Source organism: Achromobacter sp. DMS1, assembly GCF_001270295.1.
Map to the genome: position 1 here is coordinate 5847 of NZ_LHSJ01000041.1, position 20112 is coordinate 25958.

A 20112-nucleotide genomic window follows, 5' to 3' on the forward strand; every position below is an offset into this window, starting at 1 on the left:
CGCCGGCTGCGCGATCAGCCGCGACGCGGTCATTTCGGCCGCCAGGCGGTCCAGCGGATCGCGGGCGGCGCCACTGCGCCTCCTCTTCCTTGCTGCGGTAGCCGAAGGCGCTGCCGGGGAAGGGGCCATTCTGGTGGAAATAGCGGTACACGTCGGCTTCCACGATGACGGGGCCGTTGCCGGCGCGCATGTGCGCCACCGCTTCCGACATGGCCAGGTGCACGGCCAGCGGATCCATGCCGTCCACCTGCCAGGACGGGATGCCGAAACCCAGGCCGCGGGCCGACAGGCGCGGCTCGGCGGTGGATTCCTCCACGGTGGTCGAGACCGCGTAGCGGTTGTTCTCGATGAAGAAGCACAGCGGAAGTTTCCAGGCCGCGGCCAGGTTCATGGTTTCGAGCACGGAGCCGATGTTCACCGCGCCGTCGCCGAAGTAGGTGACGGCCACGCGGTCGGTGCCGGCGTGCCGGTGCGCCCAGGCCGCGCCGGCCGCCAGCGGCACGCCGCCGCCCACGATGGCGTTGGTGCCCAGCGCGCCGGCCTCCAGCCAGCGCAGGTGCATGGAGCCGCCGCGGCCCCGGCAGTAGCCCTGCGCCAGTCCCATGATCTCGGCCAGCGTGCGCTGCAGCACCTCGTCGATGGCGGGCGTGAGCGGGTCGGCGGGGTCCAGGCCGCCGGGCGCCGCGTGCTGCAGGGCCTTGGCCAGGAACTGGTGGTGGCCGCGGTGCGAGCCGTTGACCTGGTCGCCCGGGCCCAGGGCCAGCACCGAGCCCACGGCGCCGCCTTCCTGGCCGATGGAAGAATGCGCAGGGCCGTGCACCAGCCCTTCGGCGGCCAGTTCGAGCACGGTTTCCTCGAATGCGCGGATCCAGTGCAGTTGGGTCAGCATGGTGGCCAGCAGCGCCGGGTCGGCCTGCTGCCAGTCCTGCGCGTCTGCCGTCAGTTGCCGCCAGGGCGCCTGCGGCGCAAGCGGGTGGTGGGTGGCCATGAGTCGGTCTCCAGAATGTGTCGCGGGTGGGTTCAGAGGTAGCAGTAGCGGCTCCAGCCGCCGTCGGCCACCAGGGTGTGTCCGTTGATGTAGGCGGCCTGGCGCGAACCCAGGAAAACGGCCAGTTCGGCCATCTCGCCGGGCTGGGCCAGGCGGCGCAGCGGCGTGCGCTGCCGCAGGCGTTCGGGGTCGAGCCGGCCGCGCGCGGCCAAGTCGCGCACCAGGTCGGTTTCCACATAGCCGGGCGCGAGCGCATTGACGCGCACGCCCGCCGGCCCCCATTCGACCGCCAGGGTTTCGGTCAGCAGCACCACCGCGCCCTTGGTGGCGCAGTAGGCGGCGCGGTCGGGCGCGGCCACCACGCCGTACATGGAAGCCAGGTTGATGATGCAGCCCTCGCCGCGCGGCACCATGCGCCGCCCGGCCGCCTGCGCGCACAGGAACACGCCGGTGAGATTGATGTCCACGGCGCGCCGCCATTCGTCCACCGTCACCTCCAGCGTGGGCTTGTTGGCGGAGACGCCGGCATTGTTGACCAGCACGTCGAGGCCGCCGAACGCGGCCTCGGCCTGGGCAAAGGCCCGCTCCACCGCATCGGCGTCGGCGACGGACGCCGGGCAGGCCAGGGCCTGTCCGCCCTGCGCGGCGATGCCGGCGACAGCGCTGCGCAGGGCGTCCTCGTCCAGGTCCAGCAGGGCCACGCGCGCTCCCTGGCGCGCATAGGCCCGGGCGGTGGCCAGGCCTATGCCCCGGGCGCCGCCCGTCACCACCACCGATTTGCCGACCAGGTCGGCATGCCTGACTCCGGAATCCGCCGGGGCGGCGTCGATCTTGTGCACGTTGATAGCCTCTTGTTGAGATGCGGCCGGCGCTCAGACCGCCAGCCATTCCTGGACCACGTCCTGGCGCTCCTGCAGCGCCGGCGGCGGGCCCTCGAAAACGATGCGGCCGTGCCCCATCACGCTTACGCGCGTGGACACCTTGAGGGCGATGGTCAGCTTCTGCTCCACCAGCACCACCGACACGCCGCGACGGTGGATGTCGCGGATCACGTCGGCGATCACTTCGACGATCTTGGGCGCCAGCCCCTCGGTGGGCTCGTCGATCAGCATGACCTTGGGATTGCCCAGCAGCGAGCGGCACATGGTGAGCATCTGCTGCTCGCCGCCGGACAGATTGCCCGCGCGCGTGGCGCGGCGCTCTTTCAGGCGCGGGAAATAATCGAACATCTGATCCACCGTCCAGGCCGGCGCGTCGGAGCGCGCGGGCTGCATGCCCATGCGCAGGTTTTCGTCCACCGTCAGGTTGGCGAACACCTCGCGCTCCTCGGGCACGAAGCCCAGGCCGGCCCGGGCGATCTCGAAGGGACGTCTGTTGGTGATGTCGCGCCCTTGCATGGCGATGCGCCCGGCGGTGACGTCCACCAGCCCCATGATGCTTTTCATGGTGGTGGAGCGGCCCGCGCCGTTGCGGCCCAGCAGGCTGACCACCTCGCCGCGGCCCACCGACAGGTCGATGCCGTGCAGGATGTGGCTTTTGCCATAGTGGGCGTGGACGCCTTGCAGCGTGAGCAGGGGCGTGCTGTCTTGCGCGCTCATATTGTTTCCTCTCCCAGGTAGGCCTCGCGCACCCGCGCGTCGGCGCGGATCTCGGCGGGCGTGCCGGTGGCGAGGATTTCGCCGTAGACCAGCACGCTGATGCGGTCGGCCAGCGAAAACACCACTTGCATGTCGTGCTCCACGATGAGCAGGGTGCAGTCGCGCGTCACTTCCTTGATGAGCGCCACGGTGTAGTCCACTTCGTGCTGGGACATGCCGGCCATGGGTTCGTCCAGCAGGATCACCTTGGGGCGCGAGGCCAGCGTCATGCCGATTTCCAGCGAGCGCTGCTCGGAGTAGTTGAGATCGCCGGCGGCGGTGTCGCGCCTGGCGGCCAGGCGCACTTTCTCCAGCAGGCGGTCCACGTCCTCGTTCACGGCCCGGTTGCGCGCCACCGGACGCCAGAAGTCATAGACCCGTCCGTGCATGCGCAGCACGGCCAGGCGCAGGTTCTCATGCACCGACAGGCGCGGGAAGACGTTGGTGATCTGGAACGAGCGCGCCAGGCCCTGGCGGTTGATGCGCTCGGGCGGCAGGCCGCCGATGGCGCGGCCGCGCAGTTCGATGCGGCCCGAGGTGGGCGCGAACGAGCCCGACATCAGGTGGAACAGCGTGGACTTGCCCGCGCCGTTGGGGCCGATGACGGCGTGGCGCTCGCCGGCATGCACGCTCAGGTTCACGCCGCGGATGATCTGCGCGTCGCCGAAGGACTTGCGCACGTCGGTCAGGGTGAGAATGTCGTGAGTCATTGCGCCGTCTCCAGCTTGCGGGCGGGGCCGGGCTCGGCGCGCCAGAGCGCGGACGCCCAGCGGCAGGCAGCCAGCCCCAGGAGGAAGAGCGCCAGCGGCCACAGCCAGGTCGAGACGGCTCGCGGCGCCCATTCGTTGCCGAAAAGCGGAATGGCCGGCCAGGCGGCGTCGGGGTTCATGGCGAGCAGCGAGCGGTAGTCGCGCGCGAAAATGCGCTGCAGCATTTCCACCGTGAACACCGTGGCCGCCGCCAGCAGCAGGCCCGCCGCCGCCGAGACAGCCGCGCGCGGCAGCCAGTCGGCCAGGCCGCGCTCGCGCAGCGAGCGGGCGGCGCGCTGCACCAGCCCCACCAGCCCGTCGGGCACGAAGAGCATCACCAGCACGAACAGGATGCCCTGGTACAGCAGCCACGAGCGTGTGATGTCGGCCAGCGTCTGCGACAGGAAAGTCAGCACCGACGCGCCCAGCACCGGCCCCAGGAAGGCATTGACCCCGCCGATGTAGGCGAACAGCACGGCGTCGGTGGACAGCTTGACGTCGAACAGCACGTAGTTGCCGGCCTCGATGTTCAGCGCCTGCAGCCCGCCCGCGATGCCGGCGAACATGGCCGACAGCGCGAACACCAGCGTCTTGAGGGTATGGGGGCGGTAGCCCAGGTAACGCAGGCGGTGGGCGTTTTCGCGCAGCCCGAGCGTGAGCCGCCCCAGCGGCGTGCGCGTCAGGCCGTACAGCGCGGCCAGCGAGGCCAGCACCCAGGCCAGCACCAGGAAATACACTTCCGTGTCCGAGCCGAAGCCGAAGCCCCAGGCCGGCATGCGCATGGCGGACAGTCCCGCCTCGCCGCCGAACACGCTCTTCAGGTGAGGCGCCAGGGCATGCAGCAGCTCGGCCAGCGCCAGCGTGATCATCGAGAAGTACACCCCGGAGCGCATGGTGGCGAACCAACCCGCCAGCAGGCCGAACACCAGGCCGGCCGCGCCGCCGGCCAGCGGCATCAGGGGCGTGGGCAGCAGGCCCGCGCCGCCCAGTGCGTTCATGGCGTGGATGGTGGCGAAGGTGCCCACGCCGAAATAGGCGGCGTGGCCGAAGGACAGCATGCCGCCCTGGCCCGCGAGCAGATTGAAGGCGCAGGCAAAGAGCGCGGCGATCAGCATCTGCACCGCCGCCACGATCTGGCCCGCCGGCAGCAGCCAGGGCAGGGCGCACAGCAGCGCCACGCACAGCGCCAGCAGGACGATTCCGGTTGCGTGTCGGGCCCGGCTCATGCCTGTTCTCCCTTCAGGCCCGAAGGCTTGACCATCAGCACCACCAGCATGAGCAGAAAGGGCAGCGTGGCCGCCAGGCTGGAAGTCTTCACGGTCATCAGGCCGCCCACGCTTTCGGCCCATTCGCCCGCGCCGAAGAGGCCGAAGAGCGTGGCCAGGCTGGCGTCGATGCCCACCGAAAAGGAACTGAGCAGGCCGATGAGCAGCGAGGCGATCATGGCGCCTTCCAGCGAGCCCAGCCCGCCCACCACCACGACCACGAACACCAGCACGCCCAGCTCCAGCGCCATGTTGGGGTTGGTGGTGTAGAACGCCCCGGCCACCGCGCCGGCCAGGCCGGCCAGCGCCGCGCCCACGCCGAACACGCTCATGAACACCAGCGGCACGTTGTGGCCCAGCGCCTCGGCCATGCGCGGGCGGTAGATGGCCGAGCGCACCACGATGCCCACGCGGGTGCGCGACAGCAGCAGGTAGATGACGCCGAACATGGCCAGCGACACGCCGCCCATGAGCAGGCGGTAAAAAGGATAGTCCGCGTTGAAGACGCGGAAGGCCGCGAAATTGAGGAACTGCGGCACGCGGTAGTCCACCGGGAAATCGCCGTAGAAGAGCTTGACGAGCTCGGCCACGATGAAGGCCAGCCCGAACGTGACCAGCAGCTCCTGCGCGTGGCCGAACTTGTGCACGCGGCGCAGGAAAAAGCGTTCCACGCCCATGCCCAGCACGCCGGCGATGAGCGTGGCCAGCGCCAGCGCGGCCCAGAAGCCCGTGACGAGCGCGAGGGTGTAGGCCGCGTAAGCGCCTATCATGTAGAACGAGGCATGGGCGAAGTTCAGCACGCCCATCATCCCGAAGATCAGTGTCAGGCCCGCCGACACCATGAACAGCAGCAGGCCGTAGATCACGCCGTTCAACAGCGAGACGGTAAAGTATTCCATGTCCGCTCCATAACTCCTTCATGCCCCTGTTGCGGCCCCGCGCCGGTCAGGGGTCGGTCGCCCCGGCCGCCGGGCGCGCCCGGCGGCCATGCCGTCATTGCGGCCGCTGCATCTTGCAGGTCGCTTGCACGGGCGCGGCCACGTCCGCGGCGGCCAGCACCTTCACGGGCTCGAACCCCATGTCCGTGTCGTCGGCCTTGTACTCGGCGTTCTTGCTTACCTTGGAAACCACCATGGGCAGCAGCACCTGGTGGTCTTCGGCGCGCATGGAGTAGGTGCCCAGCGCGTTGGTGTAGCGGACCTTCTCCAGCGCCCTGGCCAGCGCCGGCACCGGCAGCCTGCCGTCTTGCGCTGGCACCTGCTTGAGCGCCTCGCCCAGAAAGCGCATGCCGATCACGGTCTGCGGCTCGGTGTAGCTGGGGTAATGGCCGGTCTTGGCCTTGTAGTCTTCGGCGAACTTCGCGCCTTCTTCGCCGGCGGCCTGGATGTTGTACGGATGCGCGATGTAGTGCCCCAGCGCCACGCTGCCGGCGTTGGCGAGGTTGCCCACCTGGTCCAGGAACACGGTGGCAAAGCGCACCTTCAGGCCGGCCGACTGCGTGGCTTTCATCAGGAGCAGCAGATCGTTGGACCAGTTGCCCGTGACCACGGTGTCGGGACTGGCCGCGCGGATGCGGGCCACGTAGGGCGCGAAGTCCTGGATCTTGTTGACCTCGTGCAGGGTCTTGCCCACCACCTCGTAGCCGTACTGCTTGGCGAAGCGCTCGGTGGCGCCTTCCATGTCCTGGCCCCAGGAATAGTTCTGGTTGATGGCGTAGACGCGCTTGCCCAGCGTGCCGTCGGCCGACATGACGGCGGTCAGCGCCTTGACGCGCAGGTCGGCGTTGGTGGTGAAGCGGAAGTGGTAGAAGTGGCACTTCTGGCCGGTGAGTTCCAGCGCCTCGCCGCCCACGTTCAGGAACAGCACTTCCTTGCCCGGGTTGCGCAGATTGTGCTTGCGCACGTCTTCGGTGAGCTGGCCCGAGATCGCCGAGGAGGCGCCCTGCACGATCACCTGCACGCCTTCGGCCACGGCGGCGCGGAAGCGATCGGACGCGCCCACCGGCCCGCCCTGGTTGTCGAATTCCACCAGTTCTACCGGCTGGCCGTTCCAGCCGCCGGCGGCATTGATGCGGTCCAGCTCGTACTTCACGGCGGCCCGGAAAATCAGGCCGGTGGAGGCCTGCGGGCCCGAAAGCGTTTCGATCAGGCCGACCTTGACGGGCGCGGCCTGGGCCGTGGCGGCCAGGCCCGCCAGGCAGAGCAGGCCGGTGGTGAGTCCCAGTTTCATGCGTGTCTCCTCCGTGGGGCGGAAGTGTTGATTGGCGGATAGGGACAGGCACGCCCGATGCGGCGCGCATGCGCGCGGCGCGGGTCTTGCGGTCTGTCTCCTGCCTTGGTGGCGCGTTGCGCTTACGGGCCTGGGGCCCTGTTTTTTTCCGACGGCCTTGCCTGCGCGCTCCGGGTGAATTACGCTAGCCGGCAAGTTGTCAGTCAACTTTAAAAAGTTGTCCGATAAATCATAGGGCATGCATTTTTGGCGTGTCAAGCAAGGCCGGCAGCGTTCCAATAAGGCATCGGCGGTCCGCCCGCGGGCCACGCAGACACAAGGAGACATTCGTGATTTCGTTCGAAGGAAAAGTGGCCGCCATCACCGGCGCGGGCAATGGAATCGGGCTGGCCGCCGCCAGACTGATGGCCGCGCATGGCGCGCGGCTGGCGCTGGCCGACCTCGACGGCGCGCGCCTGCAGGAAGTGGCGGCGGAGCTGGACCCGGGCGGCCAGCGCGTACTTGCCCGCGCGCTGGACGTGGCCGATCCGGCCGCGTGCGACCGCCTCATGGCCGAGGCGGCGGCGCACTTCGGCGGGCTGGACCACCTGGTGCATTGCGCCGGCATCTACCCCGAAAAACTGGTCAAGGACACCAGCGACGAAGCCTGGCGCAAGCTGATGGCGGTCAATCTGGACGGCACCTTCTACGTGTGCCGCGCCGCGCAGCCCCATTTGCGCGACGGCGGCTCGGTGGTGCTGATGACTTCGCTTGCCGCGCAGCGCGGCAGCTACGCCCACGCGGCGTATGCGGCGTCCAAGGGCGCGGTGCAGAGCTTTACGCGCAGCCTGGCGCTGGAGCTGGCGCCCGCCATCCGCGTGAACGCGGTGGCGCCCGGCATCATCGCCACGTCCATGACCAGCGACCTCATCGGCCAGAAAGGCGCCCAGCTTCTGGAAAGCACCCCTTTGCGCCGGTTCGGCACGGCCGGGGAGATCGCCGGCGCCATCGCGTTCCTGTGCTCGCCGCTGGCCGGATTCGTCACCGGCGAGGTCATGCAGGTCAACGGCGGCATCTATATCGCGTAAAGTTGCATCATGCAGCCCAGCCAAGACCAGGAACCGACCCGACCCGCGCCCCGGAGCTCGCTCTCCGCCGGGCTGGCCGAGACGCTGGCGGACCAGATCCGCCAGGGCGTGCTCGCCCCGGGCGACCGCCTGCCCACCGAGAAGCAGCTCACCGAGGCGCACAACGTCAGCCGCGCCGTGGTGCGCGAGGCCCTCGCGCGCCTGAAGTCGGAGGGGCTGGTCACTTCCCAGCAGGGCAGCGGCGTATTCGTGGACCCCAACTTCCAGAAAAACGCCTTCCGCATCGCCGCGCCCGCGCCCGGCGACACCCAGGAGCTGGAGCACATCCTGGAGCTGATGCTGTCCATCGAGGTGACCGCCGCGCGCTACGCGGCGCAGCGCCGCACCGAGGCCGACCTGAAGAAGATCCGCCAGGCCCTGGTGGGCATGGAATACGCGCTGCTGCACGACCGGCTGGGCGACGAGGAAGACTACCAATTCCACCAGGCCATCGTGCAGGCCACCCACAACCCCCACCTGGTGGCGCTGAACGACTATCTGGAAGCCAACGTGCGGCGGGTCATCCGCAGCGCGCGCCACAACACGGCGCGCATGTTCGCCGAGCGCATGGCGGCCGTGCAGAACGAGCACCAGGCCATTTTCTCGGCCATCGAGAGCGGCGACCCCGACGCCGCGGGCCGCGCGGCCGAGACGCATCTGCGCAACGCGGCCGACCGCCTGCGGCTGTTCCAGGCCGAGCGGCCCCCGCCGGTGTAGGACTCAGCCGAAAGCCTGCCCGCTCACCCGAAGGTTTGCTCCATTTCGCGGCGGAACTGCACGGCGTCGCTGTTCTCGTCGTATTCCACGTCGCTCCAGCGTATGGGCTGCGACTGGCGCACCGCCTGCTTGAGCCGCACGCCGTGCGCCAGGCCGATCGGCAGGTAGCCGTCGCGCACCGAGTCGCGCGCCGGCATCAGGCGGCCGTACACCGTATAGCCGCCTTCGCCGTCCAGCATGTGGCCGGCCTCCAGGTCGCGCTTGGCCGTGGCCACCACGTCGCCGTGCCAGCCCGCGGCGGCGCCCGTGGGCTCGCGGCGGATGCCCACGCTGGCCACGCTTACGCCCAGTTCCAGGCCCAGCAGGTGGTAGGGCCTGTACATGGCGGTGTAGTTGCCGCTGGGGTCGGTGGCCACGCCGTATTCGCGGAAACAGCGCCGCACGTAGTCGCTATCGGCCGCCAGCGTCACGTACACGCCCCAGCGCAGGTCGCGGAACACTGGCCGGCCGTCGCGCTCCAGCGAGGAAATCACCTCCACCTGCCCGCGATGGTGCAGGATGCCGCCGTCTTCGCGGGGGCGCAGCACGCGCGCCAGGTCGTCCACGCCGCAGGGCGGAAAGCGCAAGCCCGAGGGGGAGGGCAGCAGTCCGGTGGCGTTGGACACCGAGGCCATCTCGATGGCGCTCTTGGTGCCGTCCAGGAAGCTGTTGAACACTTGCGCATTGAAGTCGCCCGCCGCCACCATCTCGGGAGTGAAGCCGTAATAGGGCCAGACCGTGTCGGGGGTGGAGGTGTGGAATTCGGGCAGGTACTTGGTGCCCTTGCCGGCCGCCATCACCTCGAAACCGCTGGCCCGGGCCCAGTCCACCATTTCGCAGATGAGGGCGGGCTGGTCGCCGTAGGCCAGGGAATACACGATGCCGGCCTCGCGCGCCCGGCGCGCCAGCAGCGGGCCGGCCAGGGCGTCGGCCTCGACGTTGACCATGACGATGTGCTTGCCGTGCTCGCAGCAGGCCAGCGCGTGGCCGATGCCGGCGGCCGCCTGCCCCGTGGCGTCGATCACGATATCCACTTCCGGGCTGGCGATGAGCGCCTCGGCGTCGTCCGTGAAGAACACCTTGCCCGCCTTGAGCGCCTCGCCGGTGCTGGCGGCGTTGAGCGCCGAAGCCGGCCAGCCCACCCGGGTCAGCGCCGCGCGCGCCCGGTCCGGCGCCAGGTCCGCCACCCCCACCAGCCGGATGCCGGGGGTGCGGGGCACCTGGCTCATGAACATGGACCCGATGCGTCCGGCGCCCAGCAGGGCGACGCGCAGGGGTTTGTTGTCGGATTCACGCTGCTTGAGCAGGCGGTACAGATTCATGGCGCGGACTCCTCCAGGGGAACGCCGGGGCGGCGTACCCGCCGCCCGCCGTCAGCAAAGAATAGTCCCAAATCGTGACGCCGGGATGGGCGTCACTCGTCCGCCGTATACAGTTCGCCCGCCAGCACGTTGCGCCAGTTGGCCCAGGTGAGGCGGGGCGCGTCCGTCACGTGCCGGTTGTAGGGGGCGTCGTAGAGAATGTGCTTCCACCGCGGCGCCACCGCGCCCTCGATGCGCGGCTTGTCGTCGATGAGCAGGTCGCCGCGCACCAGGGTCTTGTCCTTGGTGAGGATGAGGCGGCTGGTGGCCTCGCGTCCCAGGTGCTTTTCCACCCAGAGATACTTCTCCGCCACGCAGTTCTCGAACTGGGACAGCGGCGAGGAACAAATGCGCACGTCCAGGCCCAGCGCCAGCAGCTCCCGCACCGCCTCCAGCGCGCCCGGCACCGGCGGCAGGTCGCGGATGAAGCCCGGGGCCGTGTAAATGGCCTCGGCCATGCCGCGCAGTTCGGGGCCGTAGTCTTCGCGGATGTAGAACGACTTGCGGTCTTCGTAGGCGATGGGCGCGATGTGGGGGTAGCGCGCCTTCCAGGCGTCGATGAAAGCGTGTTCGAAATCGGCGAGCACGCCGTCTTGGTCGAGCAGGATGATCATGGAGATCCGGGGAGTGGCGACCTGGGGATTTTGCCAGAGCGGCGCGTCAGGCGCGCGGCGCGGTCTGCGCCACAACGCGGTAGCGGCTGCCGCCGGTGAGCGATTCGGAGGCCGCCAGCACCAGGCGGTCATAGCGCCACGTCAGCGGTTCGGGCACGGCTTCGGGCGGGGTCTTGGTCTCGATGTGGCGCGCCAGCGTGACGTGGGGGCGGAAGGGCTGGGTGGGCGGCTGCAGGCCATAGCCCGACAGCCACAGCCACAGGCCGTCGTAGAGCGCCTGCAGGGCTTCGGGCGTCTGCGCGGGCCCGGCCCAGAGGATGCGCTGGCGCGCGAAAACGCCGTAGCGGTCCAGCGTGAGCGCGCCGGGCTGCACCCGCAGGGCGGGCGTGGCGTCGATCAGTTCCTCCGCCGTGGCGGCGTCGATATCACCCAGGAACGCCAGGGTCAGGTGCAGGGTTTCGGTGCGCATGACCCGCCCGCCCATGGCGGGAGCGGCCTGCCTGGCCCACTCGGCCAGTTTCCCGGCGAGCGGGGCCGCGGGCCAGAGGGCGTAGAAAAGGCGCATGGTGGACATGGAGCAGGATTGTATTGCGGGATTTCCGCAAGCGCGCAGCGGCCGGGCGGCGCATTGCGCCAGTGCGCATGCCGGTCGAAGCCGCCCGCGCGGCCTGCGAGCGCCTTGGCCGGCGAGCGCAGAACCAGCCTGCTCCGCCTATCTTGCCGCCACCTGTTCCGCCGGCACCGGGTTTTCCCAGCCGCCGCCCAGCGCGCGGACCAGGTCCACGGTGGAGCGGGCGCGTTCGCCGGAGAGCTGCACCGCCACGCGCTGCTGCAGCAGCACGCTGCGGTCGGCCTCGATCACGTCGAGGTAGCTGATCGAACCCTCGCGGTACTGCGTGTGCGACAGCCGCGCCGCGCGTGCCGCCGCCTGCACCGCGTCGTCCTGGGCGCGCGTCTGGTCGGCCAGGATGCGCAGGTTGGCCAGATTGTCTTCCACTTCGCGGAAGGCGTTGAGCACGGTCTGGCGGTAGCGCGCCACGTCTTCCTCGTACACCGCGCGGGCGCGGTCCAGGCCGGCCTGGCGGCGGCCGCCGTCGAACAGGGGCAGCGAAAGCGCCGTGCCCACCAGCGGCCCGAGCAGGAAACTGCGGCTGGACCATTCGAACAGATTGCCCAGCTCGGACGACTCGAAGCCGAACGCGCCGGTAATGTCCAGGCGGGGGAAGAACGCCGACTTCGCCACGCCCACGCGTGCATTGGCCGCGGCCATGGCGCGTTCGGCGGCGGCAATGTCGGGCCGGCGCTCCAGCAGGGCCGAGGGCAGGCCGGCGGGCACGCTCACGGCCACGGTTTCCAGCGGCTGCGGCGGCAGGCTGAAATCCGATGGCGCGCGTCCCAGCAGCACCGCCAGCGCATGCTCCGAGGCGGCGCGGCGGCGTTCGATGCCCAGCGCCTCGGATTGCGCCGAGGCCAGCTCGGCGCGCGCGCGGGCCAGGTCCAGTTCGCTGATGTCGCCCGCGTCGTAGCGGCGCTGGATGAGCTGCAGCGTCTCGGTGCGCAGCTGCACCGTCTGCCGGTAAAGGCGCGACTCGGCGTCCTGCTCGCGCGCCAGGAAATACATGGTGGCCACGTCGGCCTGCAGCGCGAGCAGCACCGACCGGTACAGCGCCTCGCTCCGCTGGGCGTCGGCCGTCGCCGCCTCGGCGGTGGAGGCCACGCGGCCGAACAGGTCCGCCTCGTACGACACCGTGCCCTGGGCGCGCCAGGTGGTCACCGGCTGCGTCGGCGTGCCGTCGGGCAGCCCCTGCGACACGGCCAAGGCCGCTGGCGCGTGGGGCCGAAGCCCGCGTCCACGCTGGGGAAGAAGCCCGAACGCGCTTCACGCTGCAGGGCGCGGGCCTGGGCCAGGCGGGCGGCCGCGGCCTTCAGGTCCTGGTTGGCTTGCTGCGCTTCGTCTTCGAGGCGGTTCAGCGTTTCGTCGTTGAAGATCTTCCACCAGGCGCCGCGCAGCGCCGCTTCCGAAGGCTGCGCGGTTTTCCAGGAGCCCGCCTCGGCGGGCGGCAGGGCGGCTTCCTTGTAGGCGGCCGGCGTGGCGCTGGCGGGGCGTTCGTACTCCGGGCCCACGGCGCAGGCGGCCAGCGCCAGCACCAGGGGCAGCAGGGCCAGCCTGCGTATCAGTTGCGTTTTCTTCATGGCATTCTCGTATTCGGTTTGCGGCGGCTTATCCGCGGTGCGCGGCCGGGGGCGCGCCGGCGTCGAGGTGGGGCACGCATACCGGGGCTTCGTGGGGCGCGGCCGAGTGCAGCCGGCGGGCGCCCATCGAGCGCAGCAGCACGTAGAACACCGGCGTCAGGAACAGCCCGAACAGCGTCACCCCCAGCATGCCGAAGAACACAGCCACCCCCATGGCATGGCGCATTTCCGAGCCCGCGCCCGAGGACAGCACCAGCGGCACCACGCCCATGATGAAGGCGATGGAGGTCATCAGGATGGGGCGCAGCCGCAGGCGGCTGGCCTCGATGGCGGCCTCCAGCGGGCCGCGGCCGTTCATTTCGAGCTCGCGCGCGAATTCCACGATGAGAATCGCGTTCTTCGCCGACAGCCCCACCAGCACCATCAGGCCGATCTGCGTGAAGATGTTGTTGTCGTTGCCGGTGAGGTAGACGCCCGTCAGCGCCGCCAGGATGCTCATGGGCACGATCAGGATGACCGCCAGCGGCAGCGTCAGGCTTTCATACAGCGCGGCCAGCACCAGGAACACCAGCAGCACGCTGATGGGAAACACCCACAGCCCGGCATTGCCCGCCAGGATCTGCTGGTAGGTCAGGTCGGTCCATTCGAGCTTCATGCCGCGCGGCAGCGTTTCGGCCGCCACGCGTTCGGCCGCGGCCTGGGCCTGGTTCGACGAATAGCCCGGCGCGGGGCCGCCGTTGATGTCCGCGGCGGTGTAGCCGTTGTAGCGCACCACCATTTCGGGGCCGAAGGTCTGCTTCACGGTCACGAGCGACGACAGCGGCACCATCTCGCCGTCGGCGTTGCGCGTCTTGAGCTGCAGGATGTCGTCGGCATGCGCCCGGAACGGCGCGTCGGCCTGGGCCCGCACCTGGAACACGCGGCCGAAGCGGTTGAAGTCGTTCACGTACATGGACCCGAGGTAGATCTGCATGGTGTCGAACACTTCGGTCACGGGCACGCCCAGTTGCTTGGCCTTCACGCGGTCGAGGTCCACGTCCAGTTGCGGCACGTTGATCTCGTAGCTGGAGAAGGCAGGCCCCAGTTCGGGCGTTTCGCGCGCCTTGGCCAGGAAGGCGGCCTTGGCCTGGTCCAGCGCGGCGTAGCCGGCCGCGCTGCGGTCCTCGATCTGGAACTTGAAGCCGCCCAGCGTGCCCAGGCCCATGACGGGCGGGGGCGGGAAGACCGCGATGAACGAATCCTGGATGGCGGCGAACTTGCGGTTCAGCGAGGCCGCGATGGCGTCGCCCGACAGCTCGGCGCTCTTGCGCTCGCCGAAGGGCTTGAGCATCACGAACACGATGCCGGCGCTGGAGCTGTTGGTGAAACCGTTGATGGATAGGCCCGGGAAGGCGATGGCGCTCTGCACGCCGGGTTCCTGGAGGGCGATGTCGCTCATGCGCCGGATGACGGCGTCGGTGCGGTCCAGCGAGGCGCCGTTGGGCAGCTGCGTGAAGCCGATCAGGTACTGCTTGTCCTGCGCGGGCACGAAACCGCCGGGCACCAGGTACGACACGCCGATGGTGGCCGCCACCAGCACGGCGTAAACCGCCATGGCGCCGGCCTTGCGGCGGATCACCCCGGACACGCCCACGCCATACGATTCCGAGGCGCGGCCGAACGAACGGTTGAACCAGCCGAAAAAGCGGCCGAACACCCGGTTCATGGCGCGGGTCAGCCAGTCGGGCTCGTCATGGTGGCCCTTGAGCAGCAGGGCCGACAGCGCGGGCGAAAGCGTGAGCGAGTTGAAGGCGGAGATCACCGTGGAGATGGCGATGGTCATGGCGAACTGCTTGTAGAACTGGCCGGTCAGGCCCGTCATGAACGCCAGCGGCACGAACACCGCGCACAGCGTGAGCGCGATCGCGATGATGGGGCCGCTCACTTCCCGCATGGCGCGGTAGGTGGCCTCGCGCGGCGTCAGCCCGGCCGCGATGTTGCGCTCCACGTTTTCCACCACCACGATGGCGTCGTCCACCACGATGCCGATGGCCAGCACCATGCCGAACAGCGACAGCGCGTTGATGGAGTAGCCGAACACCAGCAGCAGGGCGAACGTGCCCACGATGGACACCGGCACCGCCAGCAGCGGAATGATGGACGCGCGCCAGGTCTGCAGGAAGAGGATCACCACCAGCACCACCAGCGCAATCGCTTCGAGCAGCGTGTGCACCACGGCCTCGATGCTGGCGCTCACGAACTGGGTGGGGTCGTACTCGATGCGGTATTCCACGCCCGGCGGGAAATCCTGGGCCAGTTCCGCCATCGCGGCGCGCACCTTGGTGGACACGTCCAGCGCATTGGCGCCCGGCGACTGCATGATGCCCATGCCCACCGCCTGCTTGTTGTCCAGCAGCGAACGCAGGCCGTACTCCTGGGCGTCCAGCTCCACGCGCGCCACGTCGGACAGCCGCGTCACGGCGCCGTCGGGCGAGGTCTTGAGGATGATGTCGCGGAACTCGTCCTCGGTCTGCAGGCGGCCGCGCGTGTTCACGTTGAGCTGCAGCGGCACGTCGCCCGCGGTGGGCGAGGCGCCGATCACGCCGGCGGCGACCTGCACGTTCTGCTCGCGGATGGCGTTGACCACTTCGCTGGCCGTCATGCCGCGCTGGGCCACTTTCTGCGGATCCAGCCAGATGCGCATGGAGTAGTTGCCCGAGCCCCACACCGTGACTTCGCCCACGCCGCTGATGCGGGCCAGGCGGTCTTTCACGTTGAGAATGGCGTAGTTGCGCAGATAGGTGATGTCGTAGCGGTCGTTGGGCGAGATCAGGTGCACCACCAGCGTCAGGGTGGGCGAGCTCTTGGCGGTGGTCACGCCCAGGCGCTGCACGTCGGGCGGCAGGCGCGGCAGCGCCTGCGACACGCGGTTCTGCACCAGTTGCTGGGCCTTGTCCGGATCCACGCCGAGCTTGAAGTTGATCGTCAGCGTGAGATTGCCGTCGCTATTGGCCTGCGACTGCATGTACAGCATGTCTTCCACGCCGTTGATGGACTCTTCCAGCGGCGAGGCCACGGTTTCGGCGATGACCTTGGGATTGGCGCCTGGGTACTGCGCGCGCACCACCACCGAGGGCGGCACCACTTCCGGGTATTCGGAGATGGGTAGCTGGAACATGGCCAGCAGGCCCGCCAGCAGCACCAGCACCGACAGCACGCCCGCGAAGATGGGCCGGTCGATAAAGAATTTCGAGATGTTCATGGGAATCCTCGGATGGCGGCGCTCAGTTCAGCGACGCCTGCGCGGTCTTCACGGACTGGCGTTCGGAGGCCAGCATGGGCACGAGCTTGGGCGTGACGGCGTCGCCGGGGCGGATGCGCTGCAGGCCGTTGACGACGATGCGCTCGCCCGGCTGCAGGCCGCTGTCCACCACGCGCAGGCCGTCCTGGTTGGCGCCCAGCTTCACCTGGCGGTAGACGGCGCGGTTCTCCGCGTCCAGCACCAGCACGTAGCGCTTGTCCTGGTCGGTGCCGATGGCGCGTTCGTCCACCAGCAGCGCCGGACGCGGCTCGCTGCCGCCCAGGCGGATGCGCGCGTACAGGCCGGGCACGAGCCGTCCGTCGGCGTTGTCGAACACGGCGCGCACGCGGATGGTGCCGGAAGACGTGTCGAGACGGTTGTCCACCGACTGTACGTAGCCCGTGCGGGAATAGCCGTCCTCGTCGGCCAGGCCCAGCTCCACCGGCACTTCGGCGCCGCGGGCGCGGGCCGCGTTCACATACCTGAGGAAGCTCTGCTCGTCCACGTCGAAGGAGGCGTACATGCGCGACACCGACACCAGCGTGGTGAGCGGCACCGAACTGGCGCCGGCGGCCACCACGTTGCCCACCGTGACTTCGGCGCGCGAGACGCGGCCGTCGACCGGCGCTTCGATGCGGGTATAGCCCAGGTTCAGGCGCGCGTAGTCCAGCGCGGCCCGGGCGCCCTGCAGGTTGGCTTCCGCTTCGCGGGCGGCGTTCTGCTTTTCCTCGAAATCGCGCCGGGCGATGGCGTTGTCGGTCAGCAGCCGCTTGCCGCGCGCCAGTTCCGAGCGCGTGTAGGTGACCCGGGCCTGGGCGGCGGCCAGGGCCGCGGCGGCGCGGTCCACTTCGGCGGCGTAGGGGCGCGGGTCGATGGTGAAGAGCAGGTCGCCCTTCTTGACGATGCTGCCGTCCTTGAAGTGCACCTGGGTCAGCGTGCCGGAAACCAGGGGGCGGATTTCCACCCGGTCTATGGCTTCGAGCCGGCCGGAATAACGCTGCCAGTCCACGATGGTCTTGTTGACGACTTCGGCCACTTCCACCTGGGGGGCGGCGGGCGCCTGCGCGGCCGCGGCGGCGCTGGCCCCGGCGGGCGCGCGCAGCAGCGTATAGCCTCCGCCCGCGGCGACCAGGAGCGCGAGGGCGGCGATGACAGCAATGCGATGACGCGTAACCATGATGTTTTCCTTCCAACAAGAGGACGAAGCGCCGGGCGGCGGGGGCATGCCGGGACATTCCGCGCCAGGCCGGCGGTCCGGAGAATGTTGCATTGCAGCAATGTCCGGAGTCGAGGGAGCGATGCAACGCTGGCCGGGAACGGGACGCAGCGCGCGGGGACGGATGTCGTGGAAAAGGCATGCCCTCCGACGCGGCCGGGAGGCGAGGGCACTTCAAGATGGAACGAATTTTGAGTGTTTTGGCCGGGCGGATAAACCTGTGCTGCTCGGCAACACTATTCGTCGCAGTCGACTAATAAACGGAGAATTCGCGGCATGCTGCGTCAACCGTCTCAACCCCGACACTCCCCAAGGACGCCGACATGGACCGTTTCCAGGCTATGCAGGTGTTTGTGCGCGTCGTGGACTGCAACAGCTTCACGCGAGCGGCCGACAGCCTCTCCCTGCCGCGCACCACCGTCACCACCATCATCCAGAACCTCGAACGCCTGCTGGGCGTGCGCCTGCTCAACCGCACCACCCGCCGCATCGGCCTCACGCCCGACGGCGCCGGCTACTACCAGCACTGCGTGCGCATCCTCGCCGACGTCGAGGAAACCGAAGCCTGCTTCCAGGAGGCCGCGCTGCGCCTGAAAGGCCGGCTGCGCATCGACGTGCCCACCTGTATCGGCCGGCTCATCCTCATTCCGTCTTTGTGCGATTTCCACGACAAATACCCCGACGTGGAGCTGGTGCTGGGCATGGGCGACCGTCCGGTGGACATGGTGCAGGAAGCCGTGGACTGCGTGATCCGCGCGGGCGAGCTCGAAGACTCCAGCCTGGTGGCGCGCCGCATCGGCACCTTGCAGACCGTCACCTGCGCCGCGCCCTCGTACCTGGCGCGCCACGGCATGCCCAAGACCATCGAAGACCTGCGCAACCACCATGCGGTGCACTATTTCTCCAGCCGCACCGGCCGCAACTGCGCCTGGGACTTCAGGGTGGACGGCAAGCACCAGGAAGTCGAAATGAAGGGTGCGGTGGCGGTGAACGAGGCCGGCGCCTACCTGGACTGCGGGCTCAAGGGATTCGGGTTGATCCAGACGCCGCGCTACATGGCGCTGCCGCATCTGCAATCGGGCGAGCTCATCGAGGTGCTGCCCCAGTGGAAGCCCAGTTCCGTGCCCATTTCCCTGCTCTACCCCCAGAGCCGCCAACTGTCGCCCAAGGTGCGCGCGTTCGCCGACTGGGTGGCGGAGCTGTTCGCGGGCTGCCCGCTTTTGAGCGGCCGCGACGAGAACGACCCCGCGGCGGCCGCCTGCGTCGTGCGCGAGCGCGCCCAGGGCAGGCCCGCCGCCCTCGCCGCCTGGCAGGCGCCCGCCGAGGCGCCGGCCGCGCGGCGGCGCAGCGCACGCGAAGAAGCCGCCGAATACGCGCTTTGATCCACCTTCGTTCAGCAACGTTTAAGGGCCGCTAGTGCGGCCCTTATTGTTTTTTGTTGCGCCAAAATCGGCTATCTTCTGGAAAATCCGGGTTAATTGACGATTTCGCCGCAAATGCCGGCGCCCCTGCCCGCGCCGCGACCCTATAGCGGCGCCAGGGTGTCCGCCGCTACGCCCGCCGCAAACGTCTGTATAGTCCGACAGTCAAGCTCAAAGCTTCCATCGCCCGCTTCCCATATGCAGCCTGTACTACCCGCCTACCTGATCGCCCGCTGGCTATTGCTGCTCGTGCTGCTGGCGGGGGTGTATTTCCTGAGCGGGTTCCTGGTGCCGGCGCTGGCCGCGCTCATCATCGGGCTGGCGAGCTGGCCTCTTTACCAGCGGCTGGTGGCGCGCTGCGGAGGCCGCACGGCCCTGGCGGCCAGCCTGGCCCTGGTGGTGGTGATCGGCGTGCTCATCGTGCCGCTGTCGCTGGCGCTTTCCTATGCCATCAAGGAAGCCAGCTCGTTCGTGGCCTGGGCGCTGGCCGCCAACCGTCACGGAGTGGAGGTGCCGGCCTGGATCACCTCCATGCCCGTGGCGGGCGAGAAGCTGGCCGAATACTGGCGCGCCTACATCGGCGAGCCCCATGCGCTGGGCGCGCTGGTGGAGGCCGTGAGCGGCGAGCACCTGGGCAATATCTATCGCATGGTCCTGGCGGCCACGGGCAACGTATTCCAGCTGCTGCTGACCGTGCTCTTCATGCTGATCACGCTGTTCTTCGTCTACAAAGACGGCGACCGCATGGTCGCGCAGCTCGACGTGCTGGGCGAGCGCATCCTGCCGCAGCGCTGGATGCGCTTTTCGCGCGTGGTGCCGGCCACCATCAACTCCACCGTCACCGGCATGGGCCTGATCGCGCTGGGCGAGGGTGTGGTGCTGGGCACGGCCTACTGGATCGCCGGCGTGCCTTCGCCCGTGCTGCTGGGCGTCGTCACCGGCATCATGGCGCTGGTGCCCGGCGGTGCGCCGCTCTCGTTCACCCTGGTTTCCCTGTATCTGGTGGGCTCGGGCCACGTGGCCGCGGGCATCGCGCTCATGGTCTGGGGCAGCGTGGAGCTCTTCATCGTGGATAAGACCCTGCGCCCGCGGCTGGTGGGCGGCCCGGTCAAGCTGCCGTTCCTGCCCACCTTCTTCGGCCTGGTCGGCGGCGTGAAGACCATGGGCCTGGTGGGACTTTTCGTGGGGCCGGTGCTCATGGCCCTGCTGGTGGCCGTGTGGCGCGAATGGGTGCGCTACGAAGTGCAGGAGCGCGACGCTGTCCGGCTGGCCGCGGCCTCCGATCCGCCGCCCGCGC

General features: G+C 69.2%; 15 protein-coding genes and 2 pseudogenes. 4 read left to right on the forward strand and 13 right to left on the reverse strand.

Annotated elements, in window-relative coordinates; all coding sequences use genetic code 11:
- The 7 genes and pseudogenes from AD428_RS07235 to AD428_RS07265 form a co-directional block, all read right to left on the reverse strand.
- Window positions 1-988, reverse strand: a pseudogene (locus AD428_RS07235) (thiamine pyrophosphate-dependent dehydrogenase E1 component subunit alpha); the annotation flags it as partial.
- Window positions 989-1020: 32 nt separating this feature from the next.
- Window positions 1021-1827, reverse strand: a complete 807-nt coding sequence (locus AD428_RS07240; RefSeq protein WP_235489374.1) for an SDR family NAD(P)-dependent oxidoreductase — start codon at window positions 1825-1827, stop codon at window positions 1021-1023.
- A gap of 33 nt (window positions 1828-1860) precedes the next feature.
- Window positions 1861-2586, reverse strand: coding sequence for an ABC transporter ATP-binding protein (locus AD428_RS07245; RefSeq protein WP_053244670.1), 726 nt, complete (start codon window positions 2584-2586; stop codon window positions 1861-1863).
- Complete coding sequence (locus AD428_RS07250; protein ID WP_053244671.1) at window positions 2583-3335, reverse strand: ABC transporter ATP-binding protein; 753 nt, start codon at window positions 3333-3335, stop codon at window positions 2583-2585. Before AD428_RS07250 ends, AD428_RS07245 begins: the two co-directional genes overlap by 4 nt.
- Window positions 3332-4600, reverse strand: coding sequence for a branched-chain amino acid ABC transporter permease (locus AD428_RS07255; protein ID WP_053244672.1), 1269 nt, complete (start codon window positions 4598-4600; stop codon window positions 3332-3334). Before AD428_RS07255 ends, AD428_RS07250 begins: the two co-directional genes overlap by 4 nt.
- Window positions 4597-5538, reverse strand: a complete 942-nt coding sequence (locus tag AD428_RS07260) for a branched-chain amino acid ABC transporter permease (RefSeq protein WP_053244673.1) — start codon at window positions 5536-5538, stop codon at window positions 4597-4599. The genes AD428_RS07255 and AD428_RS07260 overlap by 4 nt, the downstream gene beginning before the upstream one ends.
- A 94-nt stretch (window positions 5539-5632) precedes the next feature.
- On the reverse strand, window positions 5633-6868 hold the full coding sequence (locus tag AD428_RS07265) for a branched-chain amino acid ABC transporter substrate-binding protein (protein ID WP_053244674.1): 1236 nt from the start codon (window positions 6866-6868) through the stop codon (window positions 5633-5635).
- Between the two features lie 329 nt (window positions 6869-7197).
- On the opposite strand from AD428_RS07265, the gene AD428_RS07270 reads away from it, so the two are divergent.
- Window positions 7198-7935: an SDR family NAD(P)-dependent oxidoreductase gene (locus tag AD428_RS07270; protein ID WP_053244675.1), complete on the forward strand. Its 738-nt coding sequence runs from the start codon at window positions 7198-7200 to the stop codon at window positions 7933-7935.
- Window positions 7936-7944: 9 nt separating this feature from the next.
- A complete protein-coding gene (locus AD428_RS07275) occupies window positions 7945-8691 on the forward strand; it encodes a FadR/GntR family transcriptional regulator (RefSeq protein WP_053244676.1) in 747 nt (248 codons plus the stop codon).
- A gap of 23 nt (window positions 8692-8714) precedes the next feature.
- Here AD428_RS07275 and AD428_RS07280 read toward each other — a convergent pair whose 3' ends face one another.
- The 6 genes and pseudogenes from AD428_RS07280 to AD428_RS07305 form a co-directional block, all read right to left on the reverse strand.
- The gene (locus AD428_RS07280) at window positions 8715-10052 is read right to left on the reverse strand and encodes an NAD(P)H-dependent oxidoreductase (RefSeq protein ID WP_053244677.1); all 1338 of its coding nucleotides are present in this window, start codon (window positions 10050-10052) and stop codon (window positions 8715-8717) included.
- A 92-nt stretch (window positions 10053-10144) separates the two neighbouring features.
- Window positions 10145-10705 carry a 5' nucleotidase, NT5C type gene (locus AD428_RS07285; protein ID WP_053244678.1) on the reverse strand — a complete coding sequence of 187 codons (561 nt, stop codon included), beginning with the start codon at window positions 10703-10705 and terminating at the stop codon, window positions 10145-10147.
- 46 nt (window positions 10706-10751) lie between these two features.
- Complete coding sequence (gene thpR, locus AD428_RS07290) at window positions 10752-11279, reverse strand: RNA 2',3'-cyclic phosphodiesterase (RefSeq protein ID WP_082308302.1); 528 nt, start codon at window positions 11277-11279, stop codon at window positions 10752-10754.
- Between the two features lie 138 nt (window positions 11280-11417).
- A pseudogene (locus AD428_RS07295) lies at window positions 11418-12898 on the reverse strand (efflux transporter outer membrane subunit).
- A gap of 28 nt (window positions 12899-12926) precedes the next feature.
- Complete coding sequence (locus tag AD428_RS07300; protein WP_053244680.1) at window positions 12927-16139, reverse strand: efflux RND transporter permease subunit; 3213 nt, start codon at window positions 16137-16139, stop codon at window positions 12927-12929.
- A gap of 22 nt (window positions 16140-16161) precedes the next feature.
- Window positions 16162-17355: an efflux RND transporter periplasmic adaptor subunit gene (locus tag AD428_RS07305; protein ID WP_082308303.1), complete on the reverse strand. Its 1194-nt coding sequence runs from the start codon at window positions 17353-17355 to the stop codon at window positions 16162-16164.
- Between the two features lie 362 nt (window positions 17356-17717).
- On the opposite strand from AD428_RS07305, the gene AD428_RS07310 reads away from it, so the two are divergent.
- Both AD428_RS07310 and AD428_RS07315 read left to right on the forward strand, forming a co-directional pair.
- Complete coding sequence (locus tag AD428_RS07310) at window positions 17718-18776, forward strand: LysR family transcriptional regulator (protein WP_053244681.1); 1059 nt, start codon at window positions 17718-17720, stop codon at window positions 18774-18776.
- A gap of 237 nt (window positions 18777-19013) precedes the next feature.
- A partial coding sequence (locus AD428_RS07315) for an AI-2E family transporter (RefSeq protein ID WP_053244684.1) occupies window positions 19014-20112 on the forward strand: 1099 nt, incomplete at its 3' end.

Bases quoted from the DNA above. Each gene is read 5' to 3' on its own strand.
- AD428_RS07245 (WP_053244670.1), bottom strand. From the start codon at position 2,586: ATGAGCGCGCAAGACAGCACGCCCCTGCTCACGCTGCAAGGCGTCCAC.
- AD428_RS07250 (WP_053244671.1), bottom strand. From the start codon at position 3,335: ATGACTCACGACATTCTCACCCTGACCGACGTGCGCAAGTCCTTCGGC.
- AD428_RS07255 (WP_053244672.1), bottom strand. From the start codon at position 4,600: ATGAGCCGGGCCCGACACGCAACCGGAATCGTCCTGCTGGCGCTGTGC.
- AD428_RS07260 (WP_053244673.1), bottom strand. From the start codon at position 5,538: ATGGAATACTTTACCGTCTCGCTGTTGAACGGCGTGATCTACGGCCTG.
- AD428_RS07265 (WP_053244674.1), bottom strand. From the start codon at position 6,868: ATGAAACTGGGACTCACCACCGGCCTGCTCTGCCTGGCGGGCCTGGCC.
- AD428_RS07275 (WP_053244676.1), top strand. From the start codon at position 7,945: ATGCAGCCCAGCCAAGACCAGGAACCGACCCGACCCGCGCCCCGGAGC.
- AD428_RS07280 (WP_053244677.1), bottom strand. From the start codon at position 10,052: ATGAATCTGTACCGCCTGCTCAAGCAGCGTGAATCCGACAACAAACCC.
- AD428_RS07285 (WP_053244678.1), bottom strand. From the start codon at position 10,705: ATGATCATCCTGCTCGACCAAGACGGCGTGCTCGCCGATTTCGAACAC.
- thpR (WP_082308302.1), bottom strand. From the start codon at position 11,279: ATGTCCACCATGCGCCTTTTCTACGCCCTCTGGCCCGCGGCCCCGCTC.
- AD428_RS07300 (WP_053244680.1), bottom strand. From the start codon at position 16,139: ATGAACATCTCGAAATTCTTTATCGACCGGCCCATCTTCGCGGGCGTG.
- AD428_RS07305 (WP_082308303.1), bottom strand. From the start codon at position 17,355: ATGGTTACGCGTCATCGCATTGCTGTCATCGCCGCCCTCGCGCTCCTG.
- AD428_RS07310 (WP_053244681.1), top strand. From the start codon at position 17,718: ATGGACCGTTTCCAGGCTATGCAGGTGTTTGTGCGCGTCGTGGACTGC.